Origin of the sequence: Neisseria sp. (genome assembly GCF_030523955.1) — a bacterium.
Lineage (GTDB): Bacteria > Pseudomonadota > Gammaproteobacteria > Burkholderiales > Neisseriaceae > Neisseria.
This window is the reverse complement of sequence record NZ_JAUNHL010000019.1, coordinates 35,383-47,784: the sequence shown is the minus strand read 5'-3', so window position 1 is coordinate 47,784 and position 12,402 is coordinate 35,383. Positions and strand designations below refer to the sequence as shown.

Genomic DNA, 12,402 nt, shown 5'->3' with positions numbered 1-12,402 from the left:
GGCCATTTTTTTCTGCTGGTAAGGGGGGGAGTAAAGTTTGGAATTCTTATTTTAACTCACTATAAAAGTCTCAGGCATGCTCATCAAGCTGACTTACCGTTTTTTATCACCGCACGGTTTCCCTCAATCGGCTAACGCCGTTCCAAGCTACACGAGTGTTTTCATACACCCGGCAAGCGGTTCAGCCGTACCGGCAAATACTGTATAATCTTCCCTTTCCTATTACAGGCCGAACGGTCGCGCACTTTTGGTGCACACTGCTCAGCCGCCCGACGTTGCAAAGATTTTATGGCCAACACACCTACTCCGAAAAACCGTCACGCACGAAAAACCGTTTCCGGCAAAACCCCGGCCGCCGAAAAACCGTTGCCGAAAAAAGTGGACATCACCCCGCCCAAACGCCCCAAAGGCGTGGTCAGCAATAAAGAAAAAAACAAACGTTCCGAGCACATTGCCAATCTGATCAACGATACGCTTTGGCTGCTCGGCTTGGTGGCCACCATTTATCTGATGATTTCGCTCGCCAGCTTCTCAATGAACGACCCTGCCTGGTCGCGCAGCGTGCCGCAACAAAATACCCTCTACAATATGGGCGGCCTGTTCGGCGCTTATCTGGCGGACATCGGTTATTACTTGTTCGGTTTATCGTTTTGGTGGGTAGTTATCGCCTCGCTGGTTTTTCTGGTCAAACACTTCCGCCCACTGCAAACGCCCGAACACAAACCCTATAACCTCGGCATTGCCGCCGCCGGTTTAACGGTGCTGCTGATTTGCAGCCCGATGTTGGAAGTGTTGGCCTTCAAACAGGAATTGGCGGATTCTTTACCTGTCGGCGCCGGCGGCCAAATCGGTTCCGTTGTGGCAGCCGGCACCAGCTGGCTGCTGGGCACCACCGGCAGCCTGTTGATTGTATTGGTGGTTTTGCTGCTGTCGGTTTCTCTGCTGGCACAAGTTTCCTGGCTGGATCTGCTGGAAAAAACCGGTAAAAAATTGGAATGGAGCTGGCAGCGCCTACGGCGGAGAAAAGACGGTTATCTGATGGAAATGCCGGATGCCAAAACCACCCGCCGCATGGTCAAAGAAGCCAAAACCATCACCGCTGATCCGATCCCCAGCTTGGAAAACAGCATCAGCAACCGCAAGGCGGTTCCCGTATCGGTGGCGCCGCCAGTGCAAACCAGTCTGTTTGACGAAAAAGGTAAGGTCAGTGAACCTGTACCCGCAGGCGAATATGCCAAACCGGCGGCAAACTTATTAAGCCTACCTACCGGCGAAGTGCGCCCGGTTAACCCGGAAACGCTACAACAAACCGCCGAACGCATCGAAGCCAAGCTTGCCGAATTCGGCATTGAAGTACAAGTGGTCAGCGCCACTGCCGGCCCGGTGATTACCCGTTTCGAAATCGAACCGGCGCAAGGTGTGAAAGGCAGCCAGATTGTCAATCTTTCCAAAGACTTGGCACGTTCGCTTTCGATGCAGGCGGTGCGGGTGGTGGAAACCATTCCCGGCAAAAATACCATGGGCATCGAGTTGCCGAACGAAAAACGCCAAGAGGTGGTGCTGCGCGAAATCCTCACTGCGCCGGTGTTCACCGATGCCAAATCCAAGCTCACCGTAGCATTGGGCAAAGACATTTCCGGTGTACCGGTTGTTGGCGATCTGGCGAAAATGCCGCACTTGTTGGTGGCCGGTATGACCGGATCGGGCAAGTCGGTAGGCGTAAACGGCATGATTATGTCGATTCTATTCAAAGCCGCACCCGATGAAGTGCGCTTCATCATGATCGATCCGAAAATGCTGGAGCTGAGCGTTTACGACGGTATCCCTCACCTGCTCTGTCCGGTGGTTACCGATATGCGCGAAGCCGGCCAGGCGCTCAACTGGTGTGTGGCCGAAATGGAAAAACGCTACCGTTTGCTGTCGCACGCCGGTGTGCGCAATATCGACGGCTTCAATAAAAAAGTGGACGAATTGAAAGCCGAAGGCAAACCGCTGCTCAATCCGTTCAGCCTCAACCCCGACGATCCCGAACCCTTAGAAAAGCTGCCCTTAATCGTGGTGGTGATTGACGAATTGGCCGACCTGATGATGACCGAGCGCAAATCAGTTGAACAGCAGATTGCCCGTTTGGCACAAAAAGCGCGCGCCGCCGGCATCCACCTGATTATCGCTACCCAGCGTCCGAGCGTGGACGTGATTACCGGCCTGATTAAAGCCAATATCCCCACCCGTATGGCGTTTACCGTACAAAGTAAAATCGACAGCCGCACCATCCTCGACCAGATGGGCGCCGAAGACTTGCTGAAATACGGCGACTTACTGTTTCTGCAACCGGGCAGTGCCGAACCTACCCGTATGCAGGGCGCGTTTGTTTCCGACCAGGAAGTGCACGAAGTGGTCTCCCACATCAAACGCCAAGCGCCTGCCAATTACATCGACGGCCTGCTCACCGGCGAAGCGGTGCTGGAAACCAATCAAGTGGTCAATCCCAACGCTAACTCCGATGAACTCTTTGACCAAGCCGTCGCCTTTGTGCTGGAAACCCGCAAAACCTCGATTTCGTCGCTGCAACGCCAGCTGCGCATCGGCTATAACCGCGCCGCCAATCTGATGCAGGCGCTGGAAGAAGCCGGCGTGGTTTCACCAGCCGATGTAAGCGGCAGCCGCAAAATTCTGGCTCAAAAAGATAATTTATAAACCGAAATAAAGAACTCTTGACCGCTTTAGCGGTCGATTAAAATAGCGCCTTTCAGACAGGCATCCGGCTTTGTACTCCCGCAATACGGTATAAAGCCCATAACAAACGCTGAATCAATCAAAACCGAGGCTTCTTAATTCCGGAGAGAATATTGATGAATACCAAAATCCTGCTGCTGCCAATCGTAGTCCTGCTTGTGGCCTGCGGCGGCAAAACGCAAGAGCAAACCGATGCCGCATCCGATGTCGTACAAGCCGCCAGCGACTATGCCGCCTATTCCAGTGCTTCCGACACCCCTCCGCCCGACATCCTGCCCGATGATGGTGGTGCTTCCGGCGAAATCCATGCCGATAACCACCAAGGCCAATACGAAGCCACCTACCAAGGCAACGGCAAAACCGTACATGCCGTTTACGAACATGCCGACGGCGTGCCGGTGGTGCGTTTAACCGAAAACCAAAAAACCATCGTACTCAAGCAAACCGACGCTTGGGCCAATGGCGCCGCCTTTAGCAATGGCAAACAGACCTGGGTTAACAACGGCGAGAGCGCCGATTTAGAGCAGGAAGGCAAAAGCATCACCTTCAAATTGGTTTCCCCGGTAGCCAACCCTGCCGTACCGGCCAGCGCCGCCAGCAATTAAACATCTTGATTGTTTACCGGATGATAAAAATGCCTGTCTGAAACTTTTCAGACAGGCATTGCTATAGCGGATTGAATGACTTCGATACAAGGCAGCAACGCCGTAACGAAAGTTAAGTTAATCCGCTATATTGCCCGATCACCCGTTTGATTCCATAACACTCTCCAACAGACTATAATGGCGTTCCAATACCCTTTGTTAATCAGGATCAAAAATGCCGCATTATCAGCCGGAACCCGCTCTTCTTGCCCATGCAGCACAGCAAAAAACCGCTGTTCTGCTGCTGAACCTCGGCACGCCCGCCGCCGCCACCGCCGAAGCAGTACGTCCTTACCTACGCGATTTTTTATCCGATCCAAGGGTAGTCGAACTGCCCAAAGCCTTATGGCAGCCGATACTGCACGGCCTGGTACTGACTACCCGGCCGAAAAAAAGTGCCCACGGTTACCAAAAGATTTGGTTTGAACAAGGCTCTCCGCTGGCGGTATACACCCAGCGCCAAGCTGCCGCACTGGCCGAACAACTGCCCGGCATCGTCGTGCGCCATGCCATGACTTATGGCTCGCCCTCCGTCGCCGAAACGCTGGCCGCATTAAAAGCCGAAGGCGTCGGCAACCTACTGGTTATCCCGCTCTACCCGCAATACGCCGCTTCCAGCACCGCCGCCGCACTGGATAAAATATTGCAACAACTGCTACAGCAGCGCAACATGATGAGCCTGCGTACGGTTACCCGTTTTTATAATGACCCCGGCTACATCAACGCCCTCAAATGCCAAGTCGAACAATATTGGGCGCAACATGGCAAAGGCGATAAATTGCTTATGAGTTTCCACGGTATTCCGCAAGCCGGCCACGACCAAGGCGACCCTTATCCGATGGAATGCCGCGAAACAGCGCGCCTGCTGGCCGCCGCGCTGGGCTTGAATGAACAACAATATTTGGTCTCTTTCCAAAGCCGATTCGGGCGCGCCAAATGGCTGGAGCCCTCTACCCAAGATATGCTGCAACGTCTTCCCCGCAAAGAAAACGTGCGTAAATTAGATGTGATTTGCCCCGGTTTTATCTGCGACTGCTTGGAAACCATGGAAGAAATCGCTTTGGCCGGACGCGAAGATTTCCACGCCGCCGGTGGCGAACAGTTCCACTACATTCCCTGTCTGAACGACCATCCCGCCTGGATAAGCGCACTGACCGACTTAAGCCGCCGCAACTTGGCCGGCTGGGAGCCGGAAAACCTAACCGGTGTTTAACTTTCAACATCCCCTAAAGTGAGAAATCCCATGATAGCCATCATCGGCGGCAGCGGCCTCACCCATCTGCCCGAGCTCAATATCACCCACCGCCAGATTGTTCGTACACCCTACGGCTTGCCCAGCTCGCCCGTTATTTCCGGCAAACTTGGCAACCAATTTATCGTGTTCCTTGCCCGCCACGGCCTCAACCATGCCATGGCACCGCATGAAATCAACTACCGTGCCAATATCTGGGCGTTACATTCCTTGGGCGTAAAAGAAGTTATTGCCATATCCGCCGTATCCGCCATCAGCCCTGATATCGAATTAGGCGCGCTCGTGCTACCCGATGATTTGATCGATTACACCTACGGTCGTGATTCCACTTTCTTTGAAGGACAAGACAAAGAAGTGGTTTATACGGAATTCGACCCTCCTTACAGCAACGCTCTGCGCCAAGCTTTGCTGAATCATGCCGCCAGCCGGAATACTCCCATTCTGGCGCACAGCGTCTACGGCTGTCTGCAAGGGCCGCGCCTGCCCACTCGCGCCGAACTGCGCCGCTACCGCAACGATGGAGTCGACATCATCGGCATGACCGGTATGCCCGAAGCTATTTTAGCTAAAGAATTGGGAATGAATTTCGCCCATCTCTGCGGCGTTATCGGCCAAAACGACGGTCACCAGCATTCGCCCGACTTCCGCAGTCTTCACACCCACTCTGCCATTCGGAAAATACAGCAGCTATTGGTAGATATGTAAGTTTCCGCCAATGCCTGTCTGAAAACAAACAGCACACCTTTTCTACATCTAAAATTTCAGACAGGCATCATGCCCAAAACAAAGCCCCGGAAAACACTCCGGGGCTTCAGCTATTTCAAACACTTAACGTTCTTGTAACGCTTGTTTCATACGTGTAATCGGCTTGATCAAGTATTGGAAAACGGTTTTCTCTCCGGTTTTTACATCCACCGTAGCAATCATACCCGGGATAATCGGCATCGCCTTACCGTTTTTATCTTTTAAGCTATTACCATCGGTTTGTACCAAAATACGGTAATAAACCTGATTAGGATCCAATTTGAGTTGGTCGGTACGCGCTTGATTACTCATGGTATCCGGGCTAATCAAGGTTACCTTACCATCGAGGCCGCCATATATCGCATAATCGTAAGCGCTGATTTTCACCACCGCCGGCAGACCAGGATGGATAAAGGCCACATCACGCGGGTTGATATAGGCTTCTACCAACAGTTTGTCGTCCAGCGGTACGATGGTCATAATATCCTGACCGGCATTCACCACACCGCCGACTGTATTGATTTTGATGTCTTTCACAATACCGCGCATCGGTGCACGTACCAAAGAACGGTCTACCGGATCCGCTCGCATCGCCATATTTTCTTTGGCCTGTGCCAGTTCCGATTCGGACTGAACCAGTTGGTTATTTGCCTCTTCGGCATATTTGTTACGGCGTTCGGCCATTTGCAATGCCAAGTCATGAGACTGGCGCTGCATACGCAACAGCTCTACTTCTGATACCACACCCTGTTTCACCATGGGTGCGGTAATGCTGATTTCACGATCAAGCGATGCTTTGCTGTTGGCCAAATCGCGTACCGCTTCGATTACCGAGCGGCGGCGAGCCGCATATGCAGCCTGTTCGCGTTTTACCAACTCTTCGCTAATTCCTTTTGGGAAGGTTAGCTGCGTACCGTAAGCTTCGGCACGCAAGCGCGCTACCATTGCTTCCAAGTTAGCTACTTTGGCTTCACTCTCTCGCAATACTGCCGAACTGCGGGTATCGTCGAGTTTCAGCAACACTTGGCCTTTTTCGACTACATCACCTTCTTTTACCTTCATTTCCGTGATGATACCGGGATCCAAACTTTGAATCACCTGTTCACGGCTACTCGGAATCACATTACCTTGGCCGCGGCTAACTTCTTCCAGCGGGCTGTTATACGCCCAAATAACAAACACCACCAAAAATACGGCAAACAGCACAATCACCCAAAACTGGCCGTGATGCTTTTCTTTCTGCAACGCAGCATTCAAATCATTGACCAATTGCAAGTCGCTTGATTTGACGCCTTCTTGCTTATCATTTCCACTACTCATCATATATACCTGAGATTAATCGGTTTTATTCTTAAATATCGACCTGATGGTGCGACGGTTACGTTTAGGCTTGTACACCAGCTTCTGCGGCAATTTGGCTAGCCACGGCCCCTCCCCCCGTACGCTCCTCATTTTGCATCAATTTCTGTAATACCAAATCACGCGGGCCGTCCATCACTACCTTACCGTTATCCATCACAATAATACGGTTTACGATCTGCAAAACTTGCGGACGATGGGTAACCACCACCATGGTTTTATCTTTCGCCCATTGTGCCAACGCATTAAGCGACATCCGTTCGGTAGCCTGATCAAGCCCAGTGGTCGGTTCGTCTAACAGCACTACACGTGGCTGACGCAAGGTCATGCGTGCCAAGGCGATAATCTGTTTCTGTCCGCCGGAAAGACCTAAACCATCTTCACCCAAAGGCATATCCAATCCGCGCGGATGATTGCGGATAATGCGATCCAGACCGAAGCGTTTCAATGCAGCCAATAATTCCTGATCAGTTGAAAAACCATCGCTGCGCGCTAAATCCATATTCTCGCGTAAAGTACCCAAAAATAGGCGGGGAGACTGGCTGAGCAGCACCACTTTATTACGCAGGAAGTTCGGATCAATCTGACGCATGTCTACGCCATCTAAAGTTACATTACCAGAAGATCCATCGTATAAACCACTGGCCAATTTCAGCATGGTACTTTTACCGCTGCCGATTCTACCTAATACCCCTACTTTTTCACCCGGTCGGATGGTGATGTTCAAACCAGATACTGCAGGCGCTCCCTCTTCCTGATATTGGAAGCTCACATTCTCAAAGCCAATATTGCCCTGTACGTTATCCAGCGTAATGTATTTACGCTCGGGATTACGCTCAATAGGACGCTCAACAATATTATTCACACCAGCCAACGCTAACTTAGCCTGTTGCAAACGGGTTGCTAATCCCGCCACCTGAGCCAGTGGAGCTAGGGCACGACCGGATAAAATTACTGAAGCAATCAAGGCACCCATGGTAATACGGTTATCCGGATTTTCTGCATGAATCAGATAAGTTCCTAGAATTACCAACCCTACAGTGTTCAGCTGCTGCATTACCACTGCAAAATTCACCATAAAGTTACTGGTGTCTTTCACTTTAATGGCAGACGCAGAAGTTTTAGCTGTATATTCATCCCAACGCTGCTGCGCCCAAGTGGTTGCATTATTGGTTTTCAGAGTTTCAATACCTTCCAAAGCCTCCACTGCCAAACCTTGGCGCTGCGAAGATTCTTTCATTGATTCGTTAATATAGCGTGACAGCGGACGTTGAACCAAGAAGCCGACAATAACTACAATTGGTATAATAACCAAAGGAATTAATGCCAATTGACCGCCTACAATCCAAATAACAGTAATGAACAACAACAAGAAAGGCAAATCTACCAAAGTCAGCAAACTAGCACTTGTCATAAACTCACGCACAGACTCGAATTCACGCAGGTTATTAGCATAAGAACCTGCAGAAGCAGGACGATCTGCCAAACGTAGCGCCATCACTCGACGGAACAAAGCTGAACTAATAATCAAATCTGCTTTTTTACCTGCAATATCAGTTAAGTGACCCCGTATCATTTTGGCAGCAAATTCAAACAAGTTGGCCAACACTACACCGATACTCAGCACCCACAGGGTTTCATAAGCTTGATTAGGAATTACACGGTCATAAACGTTCATCACATACAGCGAACTCACTAAAGCCAAAAAGTTGATGATGAAAGTCGCCAAAATTACCTGATAATAATAACCTCTGAAACGCCAGATAACTTTCCAGAACCAGGATTTAGGCAAATCGTATTCCGGTAATTCCGAACGTACGTCGGATACCATTTTCGGCTTGATGAACCAAGCATATCCAAGATAAAGGTCATTGAGCTGGTCATGATCCAACTCCTGAGACAAGCCGTCTACCTGACGGATATGGTAAGTCCGCTTTCTTCCGCTGCCTTCAATCTGGGTAATCACTGCCGCTTCTTCGTTACGAAGAATAACCACCACCGGTACCGCCAATGAAGGGATATCTTCCAAACCGCGCTTGGAAAGCGTATTTTCAAAACCGTGACTTCTCAGAACTTCCCGCAAAGAATGGAAGTTAACGTTCAGCTTTTTGTCTCTTACCACCTCAGCCGACAAAGCGGCTTCCGAAACCGGTGCACCGAGAATCTGTGTGGCCAAAGCAATATGTTCAATAATGGATTTCATAGCAACTGTTCATTAATAGTTATAATTCAAATCTGTCTCAGATTTATTCTTGCGGCACACCCGCCCAATTTGCCACCTGTGCCTGTGCAGTCAGATATTCCAGAGCGGCATCACGAAAATCATTGCGTGCCGTTACATTTTCCTGTTCGATATTTGCTAATTCATTGTAAGCTCCCAAAACATCCGTTAAGGTTCTTCTGGACACCTTGAATTGCAACTCGTAAGCTTTAACAACTTCTTTTTGCGAAACAATATGTTGATCAGTAATACCGGTTCTCTGTTCACTTTGTGCCATATCAACTTCTGCGGTTTGCGCTTTTTCTGCTACCTCACGCAGAATTTGATCCAGACGGGCATTGGCTGCTTCAACCGTATGGGCATTTTTATCTACCGTATTGCGTGCGGCTTGGTCAAAAAGATTCCAACTCATATTTAAATAAAGCTGTTTGGAAGTAGTCGTCGCCAAGCCTTCGAGATTAATAGCCGGCAAACGGGCAGCTTTGGATACTTTCAATTCATATTTAGTGCTTTCCCGCTCAGCCATTTGTGCCTGATAACTGGGATTGCCGGCATTGTCTTCATTTTTGTAGCGATTCACCAACGAACGTGTCGTTTCGGATCTAAAAGGATCTTTCAAATCTTTAGCACGTAAAGGCTCAACTGTATATTTCGCCAAACGGCTAAGCGATAACTCCATGGTTCGGGTAAGTTGCGAAATAGTAGTTTGTACCTGCAGTTGACGCGTCTGTGCTTCTATCAACTCCGAACGGCGACCCGTATCGTATTTGGCTACAATACTCAAATCCTTAACCAGCTTATTGTGGCGCTCTAGGCTGCGCATATTCACATCAATTGACTCTTTCGCACGCAAGGCCGCCAAATAAAGTTTACCTATTTCGCTACCCAATTGTTCTTGGGTTTCGTAGTATTTGTAGGTGTAATACGCTTCTTTTTGCTTGTCGCGGTTTACCGATGCACTGATGCCGCCCCATGAATAAAGATTAACCGACCCCTTTAAGCCGATAGAGTCTTCTAAATCATCACTGGAATATTTGTTATCCTGCATCAAAACCTGAGTACCAACCATGCTAACCACCGGATAGTGGCCGGCCTTACTGGCTTTTGTAGTACTGTGTGCAGCAGCAATATTGGCTTTTGCTTCCAACAAAGATGGGTCGGCTACCAAAGATTTTTGCAATATCGATTGCAATTCCCGTGCCATAGCCGGCTGAATGGCCATAAACGAAATTATTAACAACAAATAATTCCGTTTCAACAAACGAGCCTTTTTAAATGAACGCTTTTGCATATTTTCGCAATTGAATAAATGAATCATGAAGTCTACCAAAGCGGCATCCTCGCCTTTCATTATTAAAGTAATGGGTTTAGACACCAACTTTTCAAACCAGTTCAGAATAACACTTTATAAGAATTTGTTCACGAATAGGCTGACAAATGGTATAAGCCACCTGATAAAAGTGTCATACAACCAACAGTATTACCGAGATGATATTCCGTTACATTTTACTCTGTATGGCATTAAATCACTGGAAATGATTAAGTTTGAAGCTTCGAACTGTTGCAAACCTCAAACACAACACAACACCATCTATACGTTCTCGCAGTAATATGCCTGTCTGAATCTTGTAATGAAAAACCCACTATCAAATAGTGGGTTTTTCATGTGCACTGATGCACTGATATGAGTTAGCGTTTTTTACCGGTTACAGTAGCAACAGCCAGATTAGAGTTACGCTTCAATGCAACGCTGGACACACCTTCCGGATAACTAACATCAGACAGATGCAAAATATCGCCAGCAACTACTTTTTCACAATTCAATTCCAGAGCAGCCGGAATATTTTTCGGATCCACAATAACTTCGACCGTCGTGCTCAACAAAGATACACGACCACTTTGCAGTTTAACCGCTTGTGATTTTTCCGCGTTAACGATGTGCAGCGGTACACGCAGCTTCAACGGTTTGCTTTCATCAACAATTTGAAAGTCAATATGCTGAACTTCCTGACGAACCGGATGGAATTGGAAATCACGCACTATTACTTTGTGCTCTTTTCCACCAACAGACAAATTGATTAAAGCAGTGTGAAAGTCTTCCTTGGCCAGCGCGTAATATACGGTTTTGTGATCAACGGCGATAGCAGTGCCTTTTTGGTCATCACCGTACAATACTGCCGGGGTTTGACCTTCGCGACGCAGGCGGCGGCTCGCACCAGTGCCCTGAGCTTCGCGGACGGTTGCTTGAATTTCGTATGACATAATTACATTACTCCAAAAGATTAAATAACCACCTTACACCGCGACCAGCTTGGGGTGGCAACAAATTACGGGAGGAACAAAGCTCCCGGCGCAACTATCTCTTCATTAAAGAGATAAGAAACTGATTCTTCATTACTGATGCGGCGTACAGTCTCAGCCAATAACCCCGCAATAGTGACCTGTCGTATTTTCGGACAGGCTTTACCGGCTTCAGACAGGGGTATGGTATCGGTTACCACCACTTGGTCTATATCCGACCCTGAAATACGATTGACTGCTTCTCCTGAAAAGACGGGGTGAGTAGCATAGGCCAATACACGTTTGGCACCGCGCGCTTTTAATGCAGACGCAGCTTTGCACAAGGTATTGGCCGTATCAATCATATCATCCACAATCAAACAGGTACGGTCTTGTATATCGCCGATGATATTCATTACTTCAGCCACATTGGCTTTAGGACGACGCTTATCAATAATTGCCAAATCGGTATTCAGCATTTTAGCAACGGCACGCGCACGCACTACACCGCCGATATCGGGGCTAACGACTGTTAAATCTTCTATACGTTGCTGCTGAATATCATGAATCAAAATCGGGGTGGCATAAATATTATCCACCGGAATATCGAAAAAACCCTGGATTTGGTCGGCATGCAAATCAACGGTCAGCACCCGGTCAATACCTGCCGAGTAAAGCATATTGGCCACCAGCTTGGCTGAAATCGGTACCCTTACCGAACGCGGGCGGCGGTCTTGGCGTGCATAACCGAAATACGGAATTGCTGCGGTAATACGACCGGCAGAAGCCCGCTTCAAGGCATCCGCCATGGTCAGTACTTCCATCAGATTATCATTGGTCGGCGCACAAGTCGGCTGTAAAATAAACACATCTCTACCGCGCACATTTTCCAACAACTCAACAGCCACTTCACCGTCGGAAAATTTATTTACCGATGCATTGCCAAGAGAAATATCCAAATGTTTGACGACATTTTGCGCCAATTGCGGATTCGCATTGCCAGTAAAGACCATCAGACTGTCGTAAGCTGCCATTTCGTTATCACCTGATAATAGAGTTTGCTTGCCTTCAGGAAACATACTGCTTCCTTTCACGAGGGTGTTCTTTCTACCCTTCCAATTATACGCAAAAACCCTAAGTTCTTCAAAAAAAACTTACCGTACAGA

The 12,402-nt window shown here is 48.9% G+C and carries 9 protein-coding genes; 4 read left to right on the top strand and 5 right to left on the bottom strand.

The window, feature by feature from the left end:
* Positions 1–288: 288 nt before the first annotated feature.
* The 4 genes from Q4C79_RS05780 to Q4C79_RS05765 all read left to right on the top strand — a co-directional run bounded on the left by Q4C79_RS05780 (position 289) and on the right by Q4C79_RS05765 (position 5,337).
* Positions 289–2,697, top strand: a complete 2,409-nt coding sequence (locus tag Q4C79_RS05780; RefSeq protein ID WP_303090067.1) for a DNA translocase FtsK — start codon at positions 289–291, stop codon at positions 2,695–2,697.
* A gap of 155 nt (positions 2,698–2,852) precedes the next feature.
* Positions 2,853–3,341, top strand: a complete 489-nt coding sequence (locus Q4C79_RS05775; RefSeq protein ID WP_303090066.1) for a hypothetical protein — start codon at positions 2,853–2,855, stop codon at positions 3,339–3,341.
* A 214-nt stretch (positions 3,342–3,555) separates the two neighbouring features.
* Positions 3,556–4,593 carry a ferrochelatase gene (hemH, locus tag Q4C79_RS05770; RefSeq protein ID WP_303090065.1) on the top strand — a complete coding sequence of 346 codons (1,038 nt, stop codon included), beginning with the start codon at positions 3,556–3,558 and terminating at the stop codon, positions 4,591–4,593.
* A gap of 30 nt (positions 4,594–4,623) precedes the next feature.
* Entirely contained in the window at positions 4,624–5,337 is a 714-nt protein-coding gene (locus Q4C79_RS05765) for an S-methyl-5'-thioinosine phosphorylase (protein WP_303090064.1), read from the top strand.
* A gap of 123 nt (positions 5,338–5,460) precedes the next feature.
* On the opposite strand, the gene Q4C79_RS05760 is transcribed toward Q4C79_RS05765, so the two are convergent.
* From Q4C79_RS05760 to Q4C79_RS05740, 5 genes are all read right to left on the bottom strand, one after another.
* Positions 5,461–6,696 carry an HlyD family type I secretion periplasmic adaptor subunit gene (locus Q4C79_RS05760; protein WP_303090071.1) on the bottom strand — a complete coding sequence of 412 codons (1,236 nt, stop codon included), beginning with the start codon at positions 6,694–6,696 and terminating at the stop codon, positions 5,461–5,463.
* Between the two features lie 64 nt (positions 6,697–6,760).
* Positions 6,761–8,938 carry a type I secretion system permease/ATPase gene (locus tag Q4C79_RS05755; RefSeq protein WP_303090063.1) on the bottom strand — a complete coding sequence of 726 codons (2,178 nt, stop codon included), beginning with the start codon at positions 8,936–8,938 and terminating at the stop codon, positions 6,761–6,763.
* A 43-nt stretch (positions 8,939–8,981) separates the two neighbouring features.
* Entirely contained in the window at positions 8,982–10,178 is a 1,197-nt protein-coding gene (locus tag Q4C79_RS05750; protein ID WP_303090070.1) for a TolC family protein, read from the bottom strand.
* Between the two features lie 467 nt (positions 10,179–10,645).
* The gene (locus Q4C79_RS05745) at positions 10,646–11,218 is read right to left on the bottom strand and encodes a 50S ribosomal protein L25/general stress protein Ctc (protein ID WP_303090062.1); all 573 of its coding nucleotides are present in this window, start codon (positions 11,216–11,218) and stop codon (positions 10,646–10,648) included.
* A 65-nt stretch (positions 11,219–11,283) separates the two neighbouring features.
* On the bottom strand, positions 11,284–12,270 hold the full coding sequence (locus Q4C79_RS05740) for a ribose-phosphate pyrophosphokinase (protein WP_303090069.1): 987 nt from the start codon (positions 12,268–12,270) through the stop codon (positions 11,284–11,286).
* Positions 12,271–12,402: the final 132 nt, after the last annotated feature.